At 52.6% G+C, this 20,233-nt stretch carries 18 protein-coding genes; 11 read left to right on the top strand and 7 right to left on the bottom strand.

The features are described 5' to 3' along the window. Positions 1–43: 43 nt before the first annotated feature. The 7 genes from rfaH to QLQ17_RS06885 all read right to left on the bottom strand — a co-directional run bounded on the left by rfaH (position 44) and on the right by QLQ17_RS06885 (position 6,821). Positions 44–529: a transcription/translation regulatory transformer protein RfaH gene (gene rfaH, locus QLQ17_RS06915; RefSeq protein WP_283208810.1), complete on the bottom strand. Its 486-nt coding sequence runs from the start codon at positions 527–529 to the stop codon at positions 44–46. Positions 530–616: 87 nt separating this feature from the next. After that, entirely contained in the window at positions 617–1,396 is a 780-nt protein-coding gene (cysQ, locus tag QLQ17_RS06910) for a 3'(2'),5'-bisphosphate nucleotidase CysQ (protein ID WP_283208809.1), read from the bottom strand. A 58-nt stretch (positions 1,397–1,454) separates the two neighbouring features. Continuing rightward, positions 1,455–2,372 (bottom strand): glycosyltransferase, encoded by a 918-nt coding sequence (locus tag QLQ17_RS06905; protein ID WP_283208808.1) that lies wholly within the window; start codon positions 2,370–2,372, stop codon positions 1,455–1,457. Beyond that, positions 2,369–3,430 carry a DUF354 domain-containing protein gene (locus QLQ17_RS06900; RefSeq protein ID WP_283208807.1) on the bottom strand — a complete coding sequence of 354 codons (1,062 nt, stop codon included), beginning with the start codon at positions 3,428–3,430 and terminating at the stop codon, positions 2,369–2,371. The genes QLQ17_RS06905 and QLQ17_RS06900 overlap by 4 nt, the downstream gene beginning before the upstream one ends. Continuing rightward, positions 3,414–4,346, bottom strand: a complete 933-nt coding sequence (locus QLQ17_RS06895) for a glycosyltransferase family 2 protein (RefSeq protein ID WP_283208806.1) — start codon at positions 4,344–4,346, stop codon at positions 3,414–3,416. Before QLQ17_RS06895 ends, QLQ17_RS06900 begins: the two co-directional genes overlap by 17 nt. Next, on the bottom strand, positions 4,339–6,264 hold the full coding sequence (locus QLQ17_RS06890; protein ID WP_283208805.1) for a tetratricopeptide repeat protein: 1,926 nt from the start codon (positions 6,262–6,264) through the stop codon (positions 4,339–4,341). The genes QLQ17_RS06895 and QLQ17_RS06890 overlap by 8 nt, the downstream gene beginning before the upstream one ends. Before the next feature lie 119 nt (positions 6,265–6,383). After that, positions 6,384–6,821, bottom strand: a complete 438-nt coding sequence (locus tag QLQ17_RS06885; protein ID WP_283208804.1) for a pilin — start codon at positions 6,819–6,821, stop codon at positions 6,384–6,386. A 329-nt stretch (positions 6,822–7,150) separates the two neighbouring features. Here QLQ17_RS06885 and pilB point away from each other — a divergent pair, with 329 nt between their 5' ends. The 11 genes from pilB (at position 7,151) to QLQ17_RS06830 (ending at position 20,225) form a co-directional block, all read left to right on the top strand. Further along, positions 7,151–8,866 (top strand): type IV-A pilus assembly ATPase PilB, encoded by a 1,716-nt coding sequence (pilB, locus tag QLQ17_RS06880; RefSeq protein ID WP_283208803.1) that lies wholly within the window; start codon positions 7,151–7,153, stop codon positions 8,864–8,866. 2 nt (positions 8,867–8,868) lie between these two features. Next, positions 8,869–10,089, top strand: a complete 1,221-nt coding sequence (locus QLQ17_RS06875) for a type II secretion system F family protein (RefSeq protein ID WP_283208802.1) — start codon at positions 8,869–8,871, stop codon at positions 10,087–10,089. A 66-nt stretch (positions 10,090–10,155) separates the two neighbouring features. Next, positions 10,156–11,034: a prepilin peptidase gene (locus QLQ17_RS06870; RefSeq protein ID WP_283208801.1), complete on the top strand. Its 879-nt coding sequence runs from the start codon at positions 10,156–10,158 to the stop codon at positions 11,032–11,034. Beyond that, on the top strand, positions 11,031–11,639 hold the full coding sequence (coaE, locus tag QLQ17_RS06865; protein WP_283208800.1) for a dephospho-CoA kinase: 609 nt from the start codon (positions 11,031–11,033) through the stop codon (positions 11,637–11,639). The genes QLQ17_RS06870 and coaE overlap by 4 nt, the downstream gene beginning before the upstream one ends. An 81-nt stretch (positions 11,640–11,720) precedes the next feature. Next, positions 11,721–12,737: a hypothetical protein gene (locus tag QLQ17_RS06860; RefSeq protein WP_283208799.1), complete on the top strand. Its 1,017-nt coding sequence runs from the start codon at positions 11,721–11,723 to the stop codon at positions 12,735–12,737. Between the two features lie 30 nt (positions 12,738–12,767). Beyond that, complete coding sequence (gene tsaA / locus QLQ17_RS06855) at positions 12,768–13,514, top strand: tRNA (N6-threonylcarbamoyladenosine(37)-N6)-methyltransferase TrmO (protein ID WP_283208798.1); 747 nt, start codon at positions 12,768–12,770, stop codon at positions 13,512–13,514. A gap of 151 nt (positions 13,515–13,665) precedes the next feature. Continuing rightward, entirely contained in the window at positions 13,666–15,900 is a 2,235-nt protein-coding gene (locus tag QLQ17_RS06850) for a response regulator (RefSeq protein ID WP_283209058.1), read from the top strand. 41 nt (positions 15,901–15,941) lie between these two features. Beyond that, positions 15,942–16,130, top strand: coding sequence for a DNA gyrase inhibitor YacG (gene yacG, locus QLQ17_RS06845; RefSeq protein WP_283208797.1), 189 nt, complete (start codon positions 15,942–15,944; stop codon positions 16,128–16,130). Positions 16,131–16,255: 125 nt separating this feature from the next. Next, on the top strand, positions 16,256–16,813 hold the full coding sequence (locus tag QLQ17_RS06840) for a YfaZ family outer membrane protein (protein ID WP_283208796.1): 558 nt from the start codon (positions 16,256–16,258) through the stop codon (positions 16,811–16,813). Between the two features lie 130 nt (positions 16,814–16,943). After that, a complete protein-coding gene (locus QLQ17_RS06835; protein ID WP_283208795.1) occupies positions 16,944–19,208 on the top strand; it encodes a hypothetical protein in 2,265 nt (754 codons plus the stop codon). Between the two features lie 84 nt (positions 19,209–19,292). Continuing rightward, positions 19,293–20,225, top strand: a complete 933-nt coding sequence (locus tag QLQ17_RS06830) for a glucosaminidase domain-containing protein (RefSeq protein WP_283208794.1) — start codon at positions 19,293–19,295, stop codon at positions 20,223–20,225. Positions 20,226–20,233 lie beyond the last annotated feature (8 nt).

Genomic DNA, 20,233 nt, shown 5'->3' with positions numbered 1-20,233 from the left:
CGACCTGAGAAGTCAGCCAATCGCATACTGGCCCACCAAATCTTCAACATTGATCCTGAATCGAGGACAAAGGCACTCTGACCGCCTGCTGTTTCTGCATGAAACTAATAAGCACAATCGCTCGCTCTTCACCATCGTAAGCCTGAAAAATGGCGCTAAGTCCCGCGAAGGGGCCACTAGCAATCTCAATTGACTGTCCGGGTTTAATGCCACCTTTGCTTTCAACTTGTTCAAGCCCCGACTTGATAAGCTGGATAGTTTGATCGTCAATTACCGCAGGCTTATTAGCAAAACTAACCACCCGTATGACTCCCCGGGTAGAACGCAACTTACTCCAAATGGGGTCGGCGTTATCCAGATTTATAAAAAGATAGCCAGGGAAAAGCGCCTCATGTTTTTTAATGCGCTTGCCTGCCCTGATTTTTTCCACGGTAACTTTTGGGTAAAAACAGGTGACGCCCTGATTCTGAAGGTTTTCCAAAGCGCGATTGCCCTGGGCGGGTTTATGTTGAATAGCGTACCAAATCATTGGACCTACTATGCAGGTGCATTTTTCGCACTAATTTAACACACCTGCAAAATGCTGTCGGGCTCATTGACCACTAGATGCTGATACTTAGCGGTTTTTTGACCTGTACCAGTTGCCCGCAGCAACAAAGAACGGATTCAACACATCTTCCTTGCCATACTTTAGCGACTCACCTTCCAGAGTTTCGACTTTACCTCCAGCCGCTGAAAGCACTGCATGAGCGGCGCCGGTATCCCACTCACAAGTGGGGCCAAGTCTGGGATAAATATCTGCATGGCCTTCTGCAATGCGACAGAATTTCAGAGAGCTTCCCGCCTGGACGAGCTCGAAAGGTTCGAATTGCGAGATAAAAGACTTGGTCTCATCGTTAAGATGGTTCTTACTGGCGACGATCCGAAGTGTCTCTTTGGGTTCAGCAACAGAGATTCTGTGGACTCGACCGTTGCGGTCGCGTTTGTAGGCACCTTCCCCTTTGACACCCCAGTACGCTTCTTTCAGAGCGGGAGCAGTGACGACGCCAAGCACGGGCACACCATCTTCGATCAAAGCAATGTTGACCGTGAATTCGCCCGTACGCTGTGTAAAGTCTTTCGTACCGTCAATGGGGTCGATCAACCAGAATCTTCGCCAATGCCGACGCTCTTCCCAGGATATATCCGCACCCTCTTCAGACAAGACCGGTATGTCACGTGACAGCGCACGGAGGCCCTCAATAATGATTCGGTGGCTAGCAAGATCGGCCGCAGTGATGGGCGACTCATCGGCCTTGTAGTCAACCTTAAAATCGGTCATGTAGATGTTGAGGACCTTTTCGCTCGCAGCGTCTGCAATTTCAATGGCTTTATGCAAATAGGTTGAAAGAGTCATATAAACGTTCCGGATCAGAATTTACAGTGGAGAGGCGTATAGTGTTCAACCGGCAACCTTACCTTCGCTCACTACGTGCGCCAAGGTACAACCTCAACTTTTCGAATGTCTTGACGACATAGACCAGACAAGCAACGTTAAGAACGGCCACTTTCTGGCGAAGTTTCGGAAAACGGCGGTCGGAAAGTACCAGGCGGAGCTGTGCCGTAAGAGAACGCCCACTTCGACCAAGCCTTGTATTATTCCCATCGAGCTTCTTGATATCCCTCTGCCCACCGGTGACTCTTCTGGTCTTGGTGACTATCGAACCGAGAGTCCGACGCGCAGGATGAAAAACCATGGCCGATCCAACATAGGAGAACACATACTGCTTTTCCTTGGCTCTGGAGCACCATTCAAAATCCCCCTTTGACCGAAGTTGGCTGTTGAATAGGCCGACTTCGGACAGGCACTCACGCCAGCACATCAGGTTGGCAGTGACAGAATATCCGTTTTCTTCTACATTCCGGCGTTGCGAAAATCCGAGAATCATCTCAAACATTTCAACGGCAGAAGGCGAATCAGGCGACGATGAAAACAATTCCACTGCGCCGCCACATATTGTGTTCCGGCCAAACTCCAAAAGCGCCCGAATCCCATGCTCTAGCCAGACAGAGTCGGCAACGCAATCAGCGTCGGTGAAAAACAGCACATCACCGCTGGACAGTCCTATCCCTTTATTTCTCGCGGCGTAAGACCCAACGACACCCGACTCCTCTCCGATTTTGAGGTCGATCGATAGGCGTTGACGGAGCTTCTCGAGGACCTCAAGTGTTTCATCCGAGGATCCGTTATCAATGCAGATGACCTCAAAGCGACTTTTATCGAGACTCTGTGCTTGCAAAGACTCAAGCAACCTATCGATCATGGATGCAGCATTGAAGCAGGGAATGATGACGCTCGCGAACGGCTCAGAACTGGCAAGTGGCACTGTCATATCGACGCTTTTAACTCGGTTGCGGACACTCCCATGCCTGTTTTTTCAATGAGCGATGCGGCGTAATCTGCCACTTCCACCGTATCTTCAAGTAGCCGAGTCCAGCGAGCTTTGCGTTCGGCTGCAGTAAGTGCAAGCTGATCATCAATCGCCGGGCGAATCGACTCAAAGGTCAGGTTCGTGACATTTTTGAGCATCCCGTAGCGATGCTCTTGCTCATTGCAATAGCCGCGCCCTGTGTGCGCCGCGTAGATGGCTGGGACGCCCAAAACCACACACTCGGAAGCCATGGTAGCGCTTTCGCCAACGAATAGGTTTGAAAACGCCAGGACGTGATGCAATTGGGATGGATTGCCTGCGTAGGAAAGATGTTGAAGGTCCTTCGGCAAATCAGACTCTGATGAAATGATAACCTTGCCCTTTGCCCCCAGATATTCAGCCACCTCGCGTAAGAGATCCAGAGACCAGCCCGTTTCGCCAACGTCATGGTTGGCATTCCAGGAAACGACTCTTAGAACAAACGTATCGCCACCTGGAGCAAGCCCATTTTTCACCGCGGTTTCATGGCAAGGCGTAAACCAGGTCGGGTGAAGGTAAGCAAGTTCATGATACCCCTGATATTTAATATGCGCCTTCGGTAGCCAGCTTTCATAACAGTTTGGAACGGCAACCAGCGAAGCGAATGGATAGGTCAGAAGGTTTTGAAGCTTGGCATTTTCTGTATCGTAAAAAACAACGGAGGGGATACGAAACAAAAACCCGACCTGGGCAACAAATATGCCACCGATCGCCGTCATTACGTCAGGACGAAACTCGCGAACTACTTTGCTAAGGGCAAAATTCCTGGTAACAAGTTCACGGAGCAGCCCAAGACTGCCCGAAGTCGAGGCATTGGACAGCGGACGATGGGCCCAGCCGTGCTCATCCAGGAGCCTCAGAGTCACTTCTTTATCCCTGCTTGTGACGAGAACCTCGTGACCCTTTCGGGTCAAAATCTCCGATATCCAATGAAAGAAATGCACATGCGCAGGGTGGCAGATATCAATCAGTATCTTCACCCGATTCTCCAGATTTGGCGTTGAGCCCTTTATTGGTTGCTGGGCTTTGCGTAGACACTGAATCTTTGTACATAAGCTGGGTAATCTGCTCTGAGACCAACCCCATCAGAAATACAAGAATAGCGGTGGTTAGCATCAATGCACTCATGTTGGTGAATCTTCCCTGAGTCACATAAGTGAACAGGTAGTAGCCCAGTCCTGTGAAAAATACCAAAAAGCTCAGGGGGAAAAATAGTTTGAGTGGCGAGTAAAGCGTTCCAATTTTGAAAATAATCAACAGAAAGCGAATACCGTCTTTGATGATATTAATGTGGCTGGTGCCTACTCGCTTCTCGACTTTAATGGGCACATAACAGACTGCATACCCTGCCCGAAAAAACGCCATTGTGCTCGTTGTTGGGTAGGAGAACCCATTGGGCAACAATGAAATAAACTCTTTGAACTTTGCAGCTCTTGCAGCCCTAAAGCCTGACGTCAGGTCTTCCACCGTTTGGCCAGTCATGTAACTCGCCAAACGGTTGTAGAACTTGTTAGCTACGCTACGCCCCACACTTGCCTGGGAGCCCTTTGTTCTCGCCCCCACGACCAGGTCATAACCTGCTTCAAGCTTTTCAATAAGCCGCGGAACGTCGTCAGCGCTGTGCTGACCGTCACCGTCCATGAACACGAGGATGTCACCACTCGAGGCCCTGACCCCCGATTTTATTGCAGCGCCATTGCCCATTGAGTATGGGTGACTTACAACATGAGCACCCAACTGACGGGCCACGTCTGCGGTGTTGTCAGTGGAGCCATCATCGACAACGATCAGCTCCGATTCCGGTAGTATTGACCTGACGCCAGACACTACCTTGCCAATAACTGAGCCTTCGTTTTTGGCCGGAATAATAATCGACACAGCTGGCTCGTTAATCAACGGAAGACTCCTCTGACTCTTTATTGTTGTTTAATTGTCGATCAATTCGATCGAATAGTTCTTTATATTGTTCCATTTTTTCTTCACTGATCCCTGTTCCTGCGTCGCGCTCTATAGCCACTTCCAAAGCCTGTCTGGCTTGCGCGTATTGATTTGCTCCCAAGAAAAGACCTGCTATGCGAGTAGCGGATGATACTGAACGACTTATTTCATCCACTTTTTCGTATAGCCTGAGCGCTGCATCTCCGTTACCTGACTTTAAATGAATATTTCCCGAAATCACCAATAAAGATGCAATGCCGGTGGGCCTCGCGTCCTCAAAGCGCTCGGCCAGCTCAAGCACTTCCGCGTAGCTGACAGCAATTGAAGGGCAATCTGCGCCAATCATCAAGTCTTCAAGATGCTTTGCCGCAGGCCTGAGTCCATCGGTCCATCTGAAAGAATCGAAATCAGCTTTCAGCTGCGACGGATCGAATCGCAGCGGTCTATCAAAGGCACAGGAAATGCCTGCAGCAATAAAAGGAATGCTCAGATCATAACCAAACGTCTCATGGGAGCGCTCCAGATGATCGAGTGCTGCATCAGGAAAGCCCCTGTTAGCCAGATGCTGAGCAAAGGTTCGCTGGGCTCGTGGCGAATCCGGATGCTCGGCTGCCCATATAGGTATGATCGTATCTTCATCTCCCCACTCGCCTGAAAAGCCCCAGGTGATCGACGCTGCCAACAACAAAACAAGCGGAGGGAAAATGAGATAGAACTTCTCAAACTCTCCCGAAATCTTACGAAAGCCCTCCAATATGAGTGCCATGAACGCAAATGACAGGCCGGCTATAGAGAGATAGTTGCGATGCTCGAAATACAGTTCAAGAGCGACCGTTGTTGACTCGATTAAGTGGCCAGCATAAAACCAAAGTACCCCCAACGAAAATAGAGGCAAACGCTGTTTCATTACAAAAGCCGCAATAACAAGCGCTGCATGAGCCAGAATAGAAACAAGGACTACCGGATTGAAAAGAGACGAGTAAATCGGAAAATCGTCTTGAAATAACCCTAACTTATAAACTTGGAAGGTCACAATTGAATGCAGGTAATTCCAGATAATAACCGGTTCGGTTAAAAGCCTCTCAGAGAAAGAAAAGTCGCGATAGACATAACCGCTATCCCAACGAGGCAAGTACATAATATAGCCGATGATTACTAGGCTGGGAATCCAAAGAGCAAGCCTGCGCCACCAGTAGAGCAGCTGCCCTCCTCCAAGATTCCTCAAAAGGGTGAGCTCGACCACTGCCAAAAACACTGGCAGCAGGGCACCATTCTCTTTGCTAAATATGGCCAGCACACCGCAGATGCCGGCGTTCAGGCAGAGATACACTATCGTCCTAAGACTGGTCTCCGGGTCCCGGCGCCTGAGCCAGACATGTATTGCGACACCAAGCAGAAGGAACAATGCAGACAGCTGCGTCATCCTTTGCACGGCGTAAAGCACGGTTGAAACCTGAAAAGGATGTAAAAGCCACAGACCTGCCGCAAACAAAGCAACCCAATCAGCTCGCGTTTCATCAAATTTAATAGCGGCCAATTGCCGAAACAAACAGAACAACGTAATGCCAATCAGCAGATGCAGGAAAATATTAGTCGATTTGAAAATCGCTGGATCTGATGGCCAGGCATTGTCATTAATCAGAAACGAAATCTTCGATATTGGTCGGTCGAGAGGCCCTGCATTGCCAATGGACATATATTCTTCAAAAGACTCGATGTCGGTAACGCCAACTTCCAGAGCCCCCAGATTGTCAAAGTCGTCCAGCATGAAAGGACCACTTAGCCCAGGAGAGAAGGAAAACCATCCAGCCATTAAAATCAGAATCAAGCCGAATGAGATGGTTAAAGAATGGCTCTCGATTCGCGGCAATTGCATTGTCAGCGGTTCCTGTCTCGAATTTTTGTTTTACAAACACAAAGGCCCTCCGAAGAGGGCCTTTGTAGTGCCTACACGGGTAACGCTACGCTACCATGCGGAGGCTATGGCACAAGCCATTACTGGCGACAGTTCGCTGGACGATATTTATCTTCCAGGGAACCACCGGTGCAATCAACTCGTACACCGCTACCAGAACCGGACACTTGGTAAATGAAGGTCTCGTCTTCCAGACCACCACCCAGTGCGCTTGCCAGCGTGTAGGTCAGCTCTGAACCACCCGCAGAAGTAGCGAATGCGATCGACTTGATGTAATCACTCTGACCTGCGTCTGTGCTAATACCAGCTGCTGTGGTAGACGACGGCATTTGGCCCGTGCTGATGTAGTACTCAGCTACGTTAGTACGAGCAGCACTTGCAATGGTAACAACTTCACTGAACTTGGCGCGGATGGTGTAGTCCTGATAGGCAGGAATTGCCACTGCGGCCAAGATGCCGATGATCGCTACAACGATCATCAGTTCGATCAAAGTAAAACCCTGTTGAACTTTTTTCATAATCACTCTCCAGATTTCGTTTGCGATATTCCTTTGATCAAGGAACAGCTGCCTAGGGATTAGCAGAATGCGTGCCAAAACCAGATCAGAGCCCGAATTCTATTATAATCAGAGACCTAACTATAGAGCGCTTTCGTGTACAGATGGAAAAGCAGGACCAAGCTGTGACTCTCAAAGTCAGGAGGTGACAAATTTCGTCACCTGATGCCTGCCCCGCGCAGAAAATGGACGCATCACGACCAATGCCTTTCCAAACGCATACCGTGCAACTAAACTGATTTCGACGGGCAACCTCTATTTCAGCAACTTAAGCGGCACTTTTAATTTTTATGGCTAACAACACCTCGAACGTGACTCTTACGGGATTGGCAAGACGCTTCGTTGATGACGGTCTTTTGGACGAAGCGACCGCAAAAGACTCCTTTATTCAGGCATCCCAGAATAAGATCCCGCTGATTACCTATCTGGTTCAGAATAAGCTTGCCGATAGCAGTGGCCTCGCCTTCTCTGCCGCCATGGAATTCGGTGTATCGGTTCTGGACTTGAGCGCCTTTCTACCGGAAATGATGCCGGAGAAGTCCGTCGACGAAAAATTGATTCGCAAGCACAACGCGCTACCTCTTTATAAACGTGGCAACCGCCTTTTCATTGCTGTCTCGGATCCCACCAACATCCAGGCCCTTGACGAAATAAAGTTTAATACAGGCCTGAGCACAGATGCCGTTCTGGTTGACGACGCCAAATTAAGGGAGGCGATCGACAAGTATCTTGAATCGCAAGACACCACCATGGGCGATCTGGATGACGCCGACCTGGAGGGCGTCGAGACTGAAGGCGGAGATCAGGAGGACGATGCGGTTGTCGCAGCCAGCGACGTTGATGATGCCCCAATCGTGAAATTCGTCAACAAAATGCTATTGGATGCCATTCGCGGCGGAGCATCAGACGTCCATTTTGAACCCTACGAGAAAGTCTACAGGGTCCGTTACCGCACAGACGGTATTCTTAAGGAGATGTCCAAGCCTTCCATCAAGCTGGCTCCGAAAATTGCAGCTCGTGTAAAAATCATGTCCCAGCTGGATATCTCCGAACGAAGAGTTCCTCAGGATGGCCGCATAAAAATGAAGCTGTCCAAGACAAAAGCCATCGACTTCCGGGTCAACACACTGCCCACGCTGTGGGGCGAAAAGATCGTTCTGCGTATTCTAGATCCCAGCCAGGCCAAAATGGGCATCGATGCCCTTGGCTATGAAGAAGACCAAAAAGAGCTCTATCTGGATGCGCTCAAACAACCTCAGGGCATGATTCTGGTTACGGGTCCAACGGGATCGGGTAAAACCGTTTCTCTTTATACGGGGCTTAACATTCTGAACACGCCCGAGCTAAATATCTCGACGGCGGAAGACCCGGCTGAAATCAACCTTGAGGGCGTGAACCAGGTGAACGTCAACACCAAGGTTGGCCTTGGGTTTGCGGAGGCACTCCGTGCGTTTCTGCGCCAAGACCCTGACATCATAATGGTTGGCGAGATTCGCGACCTGGAAACCGCAAACATTGCGATTAAAGCAGCTCAAACCGGTCACTTGGTACTATCAACCCTCCACACGAACAGCGCCGCCGAAACCCTCACCCGCATGATGAACATGGGCGTCCCCTCCTTCAACATCGCCACTTCTGTCAGCCTGATCATTGCGCAGCGATTGGGCAGAAGGTTGTGCAGTGCCTGCAAAGAGCCCCTGGACGTGCCTCAGGACGTTCTTTTGAAGGAAGGGTTCACACAGGAACAAATTGATACAGGGTTCACGTTGTACCGCCCAAAGGGCTGTGATAAATGCAATGGAGGATATAAAGGCCGCGTCGGTATTTATGAGGTGGTCAAGATTACCAGTGAGCTCGCCAACATGATTATGGAGGAGGCGAGCTCGATTAAGATTGCAAAGCAGGCCGAGGCCGAGGGCTTCAGAAATTTGAGAACATCCGCCTTAAGGAAAGTGATTGAAGGTGTGACCAGTCTCGAAGAAGCCAATCGCGTGACGAAGGATTAAGTATGGCTGAGAAAGCAGAAAAACTTCAGGCGTTTGTCTGGGAAGGTAAAGACCGAAAAGGCAATAAATCTAAGGGCGAGGTATCAGGCACAAACCTTGCGCTGGTGAAAGCTCAGTTACGCAAGCAGGGCATTATTCCGGATAAGGTCAAAAAGAAGCCCAAGCCTCTGTTCGGCGGCAGCAAGAAAATAACGCCTTTTGACATCGCTTTGTTCACCCGTCAAATGGCGACCATGATGAAAGCGGGCGTGCCGCTCGTCCAGAGCTTTGATATCGTAACTGATGGTCTGGAAAATCAGGGGCTTCGTGAGCTTATTGCGACAGTCCGAAACGACGTTGCGTCCGGCACCAGCTTTGCGGGAGCTCTTCGTCGCCATCCGAAACACTTTGATGATCTGTATTGCAACTTGGTCGACTCCGGCGAAAAAGCCGGCGCGCTGGAACAGATGCTTGATCGAATCGCGCTTTACCTCGAAAAAACCGAGACGCTCAAGAAGAAAGTCAAGAAAGCGATGACCTATCCGATCGCAGTTATCGTGGTCGCAATGATCGTCACCGCGATCCTTCTGGTTAAAGTAGTTCCCCAGTTTGAGTCGCTCTTCCAGGGATTTGGCGCTGACCTGCCTGTATTTACCCAATTCATCATCAATATATCCGAATGGATGCAGGAATGGTGGTTTATCGTGTTGCTGGGCATAGTGATAGCCATCTTTGTGTTCAAAGAAGCATTGCGAAGATCCCAGAAATTCTCGGATTTTATTGATAAGTATTTGCTCAAGCTGCCCATCGTCGGGGAGATTTTGGATAAATCCGCCGTTGCAAAATTTGGCCGGGTCTTGTCAACCACCTTTGCCTCTGGTGTGCCACTGGTGGATGCATTGGAATCCGTTTCCGGAGCCACAGGTAACGCCGTTTATCGGGATGCCGTTCTTCAGATACGGGATGATGTGTCGAGTGGTACCCAGCTGCAGGCGTCAATGAAAATTACCGACGTTTTTCCAGTAATGGCGGTACAGCTGACCGCCATCGGTGAGGAGTCCGGTAATCTGGATGAGATGCTTGAAAAGGTGGCCGACCACTACGAGTCCGAAGTGGATGACATGGTCGACAACCTGACAGCGCTGATGGAGCCCATGATAATGGCGGTGCTGGGCGTATTGGTTGGTGGCCTGATCGTGGGCATGTATCTTCCTATCTTCCAGATGGGTCAGGTCGTCGGTTAAAGCCGGTCATCACCCCCTCTTCCTTCCTGGGGAGAGGGGCCCGCAATTGTTCAAATCGAGAGTTGAATGGGCATTCTTGACGAGCTTCTGGCTACTCCAGCGTTGCTTTACCCGATCATCATTTTCTTTTCTCTCTGCGTCGGCAGTTTCCTGAACGTCGTCATCCTGCGCCTCCCCAGAATGATGGAGCAGGACTGGCGCTGCCAATGCGAGGAGTTTCTTGAACTCCCGGAAGAGAGCCGACAAGCGACCGAAGCGGTCACGCTCTCGAAACCGGCCTCGACTTGCCCATCCTGTGGCCATGGCATCAAGCCGTGGGAGAATATTCCGGTTATTAGCTATCTGGTTCTGCGGGGCAAATGCTCTTCCTGTAACGCAGGTATCTCCCCCAGATACCCGATTATTGAGGCGATCACCGCTCTGTTCTCAGTGGTTACTGTGTATGTAACAGGCCCAAGCTACGCAGCGCTGTGGGCACTGTTGCTGGTCTGGGCATTGATTGCGCTGACGATGATCGACTACGATACCCAGTTACTCCCAGACAGCATCACCCTGCCAATTCTCTGGCTGGGCTTGATCCTGAACTACTTTGGTATGTTCACGGAGTTCAATCATGCGTTCTGGGGCGCCGTTGCAGGTTACTTGTCGCTCTGGTCAGTTTACTGGTTGTTCAAACTCGTTACTGGCAAAGAAGGCATGGGCCATGGCGATTTCAAACTGCTTGCTGCACTGGGCGCCTGGCTGGGCTGGCAGCTGTTGCCAGCCGTGATTCTGCTTTCTTCGATCGTCGGCGCTGTGGTCGGCATCAGCCTGATTGCTTTTCGCAAACACGGACGGGAAGTGCCTATTCCTTTTGGCCCCTATCTCGCCGCTGCCGGCCTGCTGTGCCTGTGGTTCGGGCCTGAAATCCAGGCCGCCTGGTACGCCTACCTGGGGGTAGGATGAAGTCTGTCGGCCTTACCGGCGGCATTGGTTCTGGCAAGTCCACCATTGCCCGGCTGTTTGAAGAACATGGCGTTCACTGGGTTGATGCTGACGATGTTGCAAGGGAGGTGGTGGAGCCCGGCACGTCAGCTCTGAAGGCCATTGCCGAACATTTCGGGCATCAGATACTTCAGGACGATGGCGCGCTTGATCGCGCGGCGCTCCGTGCTGTAGTTTTTCAGGATGACCATGAGCGACGCTGGCTCGAAAAGCTGCTCCACCCGATAATCAGAGACGAGCTGATCAAACAGCTGCAACCAGAGGACTACGACCTGCCCTACACGTTGCTGGTGTCACCGCTGTTACTCGAAACCGATCAGCACACACTCGTGGATCGGGTTGTAGTGGTCGATATTCCAATAGAAGAACAAATCGCCAGAGCCACTTTGCGGGACAATAACACTGAGGAACAGGTGCGCAGAATCATCAAAGCCCAGATGCCAAGGGATCAACGCCTGAAAAAAGCCGATCACGTTATCGATAATTCAGTAAGCCTCGATGACGCAAGGGCCACAGTGAGTGCTCTGCACACGCAATTAGTCGACGAACTTCAAAGGACGAAGTAGCTCCCGTTGAAAGCACGCCCGGTCCCAAATCTCCCCGCTGCCATCCTTGCCGCAGCTCTGTGCATCACCCTGACCCCAGTGATGGCTTCTGGAGAAAATGCCCCGCCACTGACCATCGACCAGGAAGGCCCCGGCCCGGTAGATTCCCTGCCACTATCGTTTTATACCTTTGACCCGAAAGAATACTGGCGGGAACCAAAGGATTCCTACTGGATGTCGTTTTCGAACTGGATCCTGACCCAGGAGCGTCGACAGGGGCAACGGGTTCAGTCGCTTGGCGAGTGGGCAGACCGGACCTTGTCTGGCAGCACTCAGGCTCTGCCCAATAATGAAAGCTATATTCGTGTAGGGTTCGCTACTGAATCAGAATACGGTGACCCGGCCCAGTTTGAGCCCGAAGCACGGTTTCGCCTGGACGTCCCCACAGTCGAGAGAAAACTCAGGCTGGTTGTCGAAAGCGAAAGCGACGAACTGATTCCGCTAGCAGAGCGACGCCGTGACAGACAACTGACAGAAACCGAACGCAGCGATACCCAGGCGACCGGCGCACTGAGATTCATATCCAATGTGGGCGACGCCATCAATCTCAATAACGACATCGGTGTCAGGCTGCGGCTACCCGCCGATGCCTTCTGGCGCGCCACTGCCCGGAAGCGCTGGCAGACGGCGTCACCATGGACGTTAGCGGTCAAGCAGCGCATCTACTACTTCCATCAGGATGGTTGGGGTGCTCGTAGCTGGTTCGGAGCCAGCCGCGACCTCGGAAAAAACTGGCAGGGGCTACTGGCCAGTGAAATCGAGTGGCTCCATTCGGAAAGAAAGTTCGAGTTTTCCCAGGTGCTCAATACCTACAAAAGACTGAACAACAGAGCCACCATCAATCCCAGGGTCGGCATTTTGGGGGAGAGCCAACCCAACTGGCGCCATACCTCTGTGTTTGCAGACATGACTTACCGCTATCGCCTGCACAGTGACTGGTTGTTTGGAGAGATTATTCCTGCGCTTGAATTCCCAAGAGAAGAGAGTTTTAAAGACCGAGCTTCATTGATACTGAGGATCGAACTCTTCTTTTCTGGCAGTATTAGCCGGCCCTATTAATTCGACCTGTTTGAAATGGCCACCAGAATCATGAGCCGACACAACGCCCGGCCTTCTGCCGACGCAATGACAATGACGCCTATTGCGTTCGTAAGGTCCTGTTTCAAAGATAAATTCGGCGTGCCGCGTCAGCCTGGATTAACCCGTCACGCCCACGCAACGCTGGTCATGGCTTCACCATTCAACCGAGAAGACGCCTTCAGAGGCCTGGAAACGGCAAGTCATCTCTGGCTGATATTTCAGTTCCATGAAGCGATCCGCGCGGAATGGCGGCCGGTTGTCCGCCCCCCCAGATTGGGAGGCAACCAGAAAATGGGGGTATTCTCCAGCCGGTCCCCTTTTCGGCCCAATAGTCTTGGACTGTCTGTTGTTCGCAATGAAGGGCTGAATCGAGATGCAGACGGCCATCTGGTGCTGAACATCAGCGACCATGATCTCATCGACGGCACCCCCATTCTGGATATCAAGCCGTACCTGCCCTTTGCCGACTCCGTTCCGCAGGCCAGCCTGGGCTGGGCAGAAGCACCGCCGACAGAAAAGCTGGATGTTCTCTTCACCCCAGAGGCCGAAGACCAGTTGGCTGCTCTGGATTGCGCCCGATACCCTGACTTCAGGGCGCTGATTGAGGACGTCGTCAGCTATGACCCTCGCCCCTCTTTTCGGCGGGGCCGCGACGAAGACAGAGTTTATGGCGCTCACCTATACGACCTGAACGTTCGTTTTCGCTTCGAACAGGACGAGACCGGCAAACGTGTTCTGGTGCTGACGGTCTGTTAAACTCTTGCGATTGCTTCAGGACACAGGGAAACGTGCATTGCTTCCGATCCGATTTGTCAGACGCTTAGGGGTCCGCCCGTTGGCGGCCAGGTTGCTGGTGTACGTATTGCTGTTCAGCGTTGTCTTGTCGCTGGCGGCAACGGGCCTGCAGATGATTGGCGAAGTCGAGCGGCGCACTGCCGAGCTGAAGAACACCCAGGAAAAAGCCGCCGAGCTGGTTGCCGGCAGCATGAGCAACAATCTTTGGCTGCTAAACTATTCCGAGGTCGCCAACAGTCTGGACGACATGCGCGCCATCTCCACCATTCAGCACGCCCGCATTATTACAGCAAGCGGCGAAGAATTCAGTACGGGCACCTATCCGGATGGCGAGGTTCTGAGTCAGTCCTTCCCTCTGGTTTTCAATCGTGAATCCATGCGCAGCCCTGAAACCATGGGCACGCTGACCGTTACCTCCTCGATTGAAGCGGTTTACGCCGATATCCTTGATCGTGCACTTTTAACCCTGCTCTTCCAGTCACTGTTTGTCATGCTTGGCACTCTGGGCTTGTTACTGATTGTTCGCCTGACGCTCTCCCGACACTTGGAAACCATCGCCGATTATGCCGCAAGACTGAATCTGGACGCGTTGATCGAACCTCTGCAACTGAAAAGACGTCCGCCCCGGAATGGCGACGAGCTGAGCGAGCTTGAGCAGGCGCTGAACACCATGCGGCTTCAGCTTCTGGAAGACACTCAGTCACTGCGGCAGACATCTGCCCAGTCTCAGGATGAAAGGGACGAAGCGGTACGTGCCAACCATGCCAAAAACCAGTTCCTGGCCAATATCAGTCACGAGCTTCGCATACCACTACAGTCGGTGCTTGGCTACGCGAACCTGCTATCGGACACCCCACTGGATCCGGACCAGAAAGATTACGTAAACACGCTGCTGAATGCTTCGGAAAACCTGGCGGCCATTATCAATGATCTGCTGGACATCTCCAGCATGGAGGCCGGCAAGCTGGTGCTGGAGCACCTGCCCTTCGATCTGCGAGATACCCTGAACGATCTGGTTCACATGCTGGGTTCTCGCGCCCGAGAGAAAGGCCTGGCACTGGAGCTCAGAATCGACGAAAACCTCCCATGGGCGCTGGAAGGCGATCCAGTCAGGCTCCGTCAGGTTTTGCTGAACCTGACATCCAACGCCATCAAATTTACCGACTCCGGTCACGTCCTGATCAGCATCGAAGTGCTTGGCAAACGGGATAACAACGTCAGGCTCAGAATGTCAGTTGAGGATACGGGCATAGGCATCGCGCCCGAGGACATGTCTCTGGTGTATGAACCGTATATGCAATTGGGGCAACGCTTCCAGAGACAGATGCCGGGCGCTGGCCTCGGGCTGACGATCTCCCGGCAGTTGGTGGGGCTGATGAATGGCACTCTGGACCTGGAGAGCCGACCCGGCGAAGGCACAACTTTCTGGGTAGAGCTGTCACTGCCGGTGGCGGCCGAAAGCAAAAGCAAAACCCGTCCAGATACCAGCATGATCCGTGGCAAACGCGTTTTGGTGGTCGACTCCTATGAGCTGTCTCGGAAAATCACCCTCGAAATGCTGTCACGTTACGATCTGACAATCGAGGCGGTGAAGTCGGCCGGCGAAGCACTGACGTCCCTACGGCAGGCCTCTGACGCAGATGCTCCCTACCATGCAATCATTCTGGACGGTTTTGTTCCAGACATGGACAGCGACCTGCTATGCCGGCAAATCCGCAGCAATCCTCAGTGGGCGCTGACACGGCTGTTGATTCTGTCTTCCAACCCTCAGCGCGGTGACGCCGAGCATTTCCGGCAGGCCGGAGCTGACGCATTTTTGAGCAAGTCACTCCGGGAGTCCTGTCTGACACCGATTCTGCATCACCTGTTTGCGGATGCCGCCAAGAACGAGCGACGGTTTCTGACAAGATTCTCACTGCAGGCCGTTACGGATGATTCCCGACGCCAGGAACTTCCCTGCGGCCGCATGAAAGTGTTGTTGGTTGAAGACAATCCCGTCAATCGCACGCTTTCGCAGCGACTGCTTGAAAAGCTGGGCTGCGATGTCCTGACGGCGAATGACGGCGAGGCGGCAGCAGGCCTGTGGCAATGGCATCCTTTCGACCTCATCTTCATGGATTGCATGATGCCGAAAGTCGACGGATTTGAAGCAACCCGACGCCTGAGGCGATGGGAAAAGTCCAAGGGACGTCAGCCAGTACCCGTCGTGGCTCTCACCGCCAGTGCCATGGAACAGGACGAAGAAAATTGCCGCCAGGCAGGAATGGATGCCTTTGTTGCCAAGCCGGTGAACATTGAAATGCTCCGAGCGGTTCTGGAACAATACTGCAAAGCCAAGTCGCCATAACCCGGTATCCACACTTCACCAAAGCATCCAACAGAGCTCTTATGAACGTAGAATGCCCCACTTGCCGAAAATCCATCGAATGGAGCGAACAGAATCCCTATCGACCGTTCTGCTCGGAACGCTGCAAACTGATTGACCTTGGCGCCTGGGCAAACGAAGAGTATCGGGTACCAGCCGAGAACGCCTCGCCGGAAGATCTGGATCAGGGTGGAGACACCACCAGTCATTGAGCAGTAGTCGAAGGCCTTCGTAACTTGCAGCTTTCCATCTTGTAATACCGTTAACCGGTTTTAAGTTGAGCAATAACAGACAGACCGTTAACATCCTTCAAACTTTTTCATTCAAAGGTAGTAGCATGAAAGCGTCCCGTATTCCCTTGATTCTGCTGTCACTGGCCAGCTCTTCAGCGTTTGCTGCCGACGCGGATATCAGCCTCACCAATGACTCGGTCAAGGGGCAGGCCAACTTTTTCGAAACCACATCTGACATGCAGTTAGGCGCCGGTTACACCTATCATGAAGGCGGGCGTCACATTGCAAACCTCGACTTTCATGCTCAGGGGCGCACCGCGCTCGGCAACCTGCCAACCACTGCCGGTCTGGGATTGCGTGGCCTGGGCTGGGAACAGGACGGAGCGGATGGAGGCGCCATCGGCCTTGGTGGATTCGCCACAATCAATGTCCCGACTGTGCCTGGCCTTTCATTCACCGGCAGCTTGCATTACGCGCCGAGCATTCTCTCATTTGGTGATTCAGACGACATGACCAGCCTGGAACTGCGCGGCAGTTATCGGGTGATCCGCAATGCAGAAGTGTTCGTTGGTTATCGTTATCTGAATACCGAGCTCGCCAATTTTAACGACGACGTGAATCTCGACGAAGGCGTTCTTGCCGGAATGAAGCTTTTCTTCTGATTCTGCCGATAGCCGCTGCCCGCACAGGCGCGGCGGCTTTTCACTGCCTCAAAACCGTGCCCCACCTCACTCTTTATTTTCGTCCTGCTTGGTAGACTGTCCGAAAGGAATGAATCTTACAGGAACCCGTATGTCTTCGAGCGTTTTCGGCACTGAAATCAACAAGGCAAAACGCTTTGTTATCGCTGCATCCCTGGTGGCCAGCGGCACTCTGCTAACTGCCTGCTTTAGCACCAATGACGGACTCGATGGAGCGACTAGCCGGCCAAACAGTTTCCCCCCGGCGCAAAATGCTCTCGACGACTTTACCTCCAGCAGTACAGGCGACAGCAGCAGTTCGGCGGAACTGGAATCTAACCAGGTCAGGGTTACTCTGGAAGTGCCTGAAGCCGTTGCCGGCGACGATGGCGAAGAAACCCGTCGCAATCTCAGAATCGTCAATCCCGACACGCTGATTGTCTACCGTACGGACCAGACCCTGGCCCAGCTGGGATCACTGGATGTCAGAATTACCACAGACGACGACAACCGCAGGATTATTACATTCAAAGACGGGTTACCCCTGGGGCCGGACGTCATCATAGAGGCCAGCTATGGCGGTGAGACATTGCGGTCACTCGCTGCAGATTCCGATCGGGACATCAAGATCAATCCTTTTTCGGAGTACCTGGCATCTGAAACGCTTAATTCTTATTCAGCCAGCGATCTTGACCGGATTCTTGATTGCGTAGAGGACCAGGGAGGATCCCTGTGCCTGAACAAATACGTCTGGGGCACACTAGCTGACCAGGTGCACGACTTTGAAATTGACATACCATCAACGTTAGATGTTCAACAAGCCGTTGATTTTTTGAGTGGAAGGGGTGATTTCGCCGGTTACGTCGCCTCGATGGCCGATTATGCTCTGCTGGGACAGGAGTCATCCGGCAAGATCAGTGCGAGCTCTGCCGACTACAACAGCGTACTTTGGATTGCGGAACTGGGTCAGACGTTCCGCGAGTCCTCGCTGGATGGTTCGGGCCAATGGGGTGTACGAACCGCTTCCGAAAAGACCGTGACGGATAACAACGGCACCGGCTACTTCTATCCCGGGCTAACACTGACAACCTTCGACATCTTCAATATCTTCGTTACCTCGCTTGCCAGCGACATCCCCTACGACCGTGAAACACTGATTCACAGTGCCGCAAACCAGTTTTTCGAGCGAACCCAGTGGGAACTGAACACCCACTCGTCATCCCCCGGAGCCGCGACACTTGAGGACGAGCAGCGGTTACTCGCTGGCCGGGCACTTTATCAGAGCATTACCGGCCGCAGCAGCTCGCAGATCATTGGCTGGACCCGCAATCCCTACTATCTGGACGCCTTTGCGCCTGGCGAAACCGACACGCCGGACCGCGTCGTGAGCAGCTATTTCACCGCCGGCAAGGCGATCGAACTCGAAAGCCAGAACCGACAACTGAAGCGAGTAAAAACTCTGGAAGACCACTACCTGTCGGTGTTCGAACTGAATCTACTCCGAACCGACACTGAACAAGGCTTCAATACTGACAAGCTAGAAGGTGACTACAACGTCGTCTATCTGGCTGCGAAAATGACAGAATGCTCGGCATCTGAATGTAGCGGCAACGATGTCATGGTCATTGAATCAGGTGTTGGCAACTGGGAAGTCTCAAACGAGAACATCAACCAGACGATGGATACCCGCTTTCTGCGTCGGGACATCAATGGCCAGGTTACAAGACAGGAACCCTCCGATAATCCGGACCTGAGAGACGCGAGCTGGCTAGTCAGTGAACGCCCCTCCCGCGTTTTCAGCGTGGGCCAGGGCCAGGTTCTGAAGAACCTTGGCCGGCTCAGCCTCGACAGAGAAGCACCTGCTTCAGGGCCAGATGAGCAACCACAGGTCGGGATTGGGGCTTCTACGCCCGAGGGTACGTTGATGGCCTTTAATATCGATACCTCTACGATCGGCAAAGGCATCCTCATTGCCGGAAAAGACACGAACGGTACATCACGGCCCAGCAGTGGCGAATTCAGGCTGCAAGGCGTAGGCATGGCAATGGCTGCCAATTCGAACAGACTGGCGCACTTCAATAACGCCACTCTGTCCATCAGTTCATCCAGCAGCGCCAGCCTGGCTCTGCGACAACTGGACGTGATTCATGACGTGGCTGGCGAATCCGTATCGGAGCCAACCTCCTCAAGTTCAACCTCGCCAATATCAATGGGCTACAGCGGTGACGATTCAGGATCGGTCAGTTTCTCCAGTACGGACCTGAACCTTGAAGGTTTCTATACCGACGACCAGGATCAATTCTATCTCCAGGTTCGACAGACAACTGCGGATGACGAATTGCTGGGCCTTGTGCTCGCCACGCGAGTGCCTCAGTAGAAAGTCATTGCCCTGACCCATTCCGGCAAAAACCACGTATTCCCTGCTATAATTCCGATCTAATTCAGGTAAATGCGAGGTTTTATGTCCGCCGGTATCAGGGCACTTTTTCTGATTGTTCCATTGGTTCTTTTTGCGGTCTGGGGCGCTCTTCACGTTCCAACACCGGATGACGCTGGCCGGTTTCCTGGAACGCACCAGGATATCTCTCTGGACGCGATGCCTGATTTCCCACGCTGGGCAAGCGCCGAGTTACCCGATTTTGCCAGCTATCAGGACGTCAACGAGAAGAAAGACGCCTTCTTTTCGTTCCTCTATCCACGAATAGTGCTGGCCAACTCCCGAATTCTGATCGAACGCCAATACCTGGAAACACTGAGCCGTAAAGAACAACTGAGCGAGTCTGAAAAGCGCTGGCTCGAAGAGCAGGCTGAGCGACTTCGTGTGGATGAGGAGCCCGGAAGTGACGAACTCTTCCGTCGCCTGCGTAACCGGCTGGATGTCATTCCCCCGTCACTCGTGATGGCTCAGGCGGCCAACGAGTCTGCCTGGGGCACTTCCCGATTCGCGAAAAAAGGTAACAACCTGTTCGGCCAGTGGTGTTTCTCCAAGGGGTGCGGTATCGTGCCGAAACAGCGGGGCGAGGGAAAAAGCCATGAAGTGGCGGACTTTGCCACCCCGTATCGCTCAATCAGGTCCTATATTCAGAATCTGAACAGACACCCCAGCTATCAGCTTGTTCGTGATCTGCGCAAAAAGGCTCGGGATGAAGGCCGTCTTGCAAGTGGATCGACTCTGGCTGCCGGGCTAAGCCTTTACTCCGAGCGTGGGGAAGACTACATCAAAGAAATTCGCAGCATGATCAGATTTAACAAACTGGCCCGTTACGATCAGGCGTTCAGGGATGCCGTATTCAGCAACGGTACCAAAGCGCTGGCACAGCTCGCATCCAGCGGAAAGGAGACAGCCCTCCTTCCCAGCCAGGCAAAAGCAGACTCCACGTTTAACGAGGGCTGACGTTGTTG

Source organism: Marinobacter sp. CHS3-4, assembly GCF_030053415.1.
Taxonomy (GTDB): Bacteria; Pseudomonadota; Gammaproteobacteria; order Pseudomonadales; family Oleiphilaceae; genus Marinobacter.
This window is presented reverse-complemented; position numbering and strand designations above follow the sequence as displayed.

Coding starts and splice junctions, on each gene's coding strand:
- rfaH (WP_283208810.1), bottom strand. CDS start 529: ATGATTTGGTACGCTATTCAACATAAACCCGCCCAGGGCAATCGCGCT.
- cysQ (WP_283208809.1), bottom strand. CDS start 1,396: ATGACTCTTTCAACCTATTTGCATAAAGCCATTGAAATTGCAGACGCT.
- QLQ17_RS06905 (WP_283208808.1), bottom strand. CDS start 2,372: ATGACAGTGCCACTTGCCAGTTCTGAGCCGTTCGCGAGCGTCATCATT.
- QLQ17_RS06890 (WP_283208805.1), bottom strand. CDS start 6,264: ATGCAATTGCCGCGAATCGAGAGCCATTCTTTAACCATCTCATTCGGC.
- QLQ17_RS06885 (WP_283208804.1), bottom strand. CDS start 6,821: ATGAAAAAAGTTCAACAGGGTTTTACTTTGATCGAACTGATGATCGTT.
- pilB (WP_283208803.1), top strand. CDS start 7,151: ATGGCTAACAACACCTCGAACGTGACTCTTACGGGATTGGCAAGACGC.
- QLQ17_RS06875 (WP_283208802.1), top strand. CDS start 8,869: ATGGCTGAGAAAGCAGAAAAACTTCAGGCGTTTGTCTGGGAAGGTAAA.
- QLQ17_RS06870 (WP_283208801.1), top strand. CDS start 10,156: ATGGGCATTCTTGACGAGCTTCTGGCTACTCCAGCGTTGCTTTACCCG.
- coaE (WP_283208800.1), top strand. CDS start 11,031: ATGAAGTCTGTCGGCCTTACCGGCGGCATTGGTTCTGGCAAGTCCACC.
- QLQ17_RS06860 (WP_283208799.1), top strand. CDS start 11,721: ATGGCTTCTGGAGAAAATGCCCCGCCACTGACCATCGACCAGGAAGGC.
- tsaA (WP_283208798.1), top strand. CDS start 12,768: ATGAGCCGACACAACGCCCGGCCTTCTGCCGACGCAATGACAATGACG.
- QLQ17_RS06850 (WP_283209058.1), top strand. CDS start 13,666: ATGATTGGCGAAGTCGAGCGGCGCACTGCCGAGCTGAAGAACACCCAG.
- yacG (WP_283208797.1), top strand. CDS start 15,942: ATGAACGTAGAATGCCCCACTTGCCGAAAATCCATCGAATGGAGCGAA.
- QLQ17_RS06840 (WP_283208796.1), top strand. CDS start 16,256: ATGAAAGCGTCCCGTATTCCCTTGATTCTGCTGTCACTGGCCAGCTCT.
- QLQ17_RS06835 (WP_283208795.1), top strand. CDS start 16,944: ATGTCTTCGAGCGTTTTCGGCACTGAAATCAACAAGGCAAAACGCTTT.
- QLQ17_RS06830 (WP_283208794.1), top strand. CDS start 19,293: ATGTCCGCCGGTATCAGGGCACTTTTTCTGATTGTTCCATTGGTTCTT.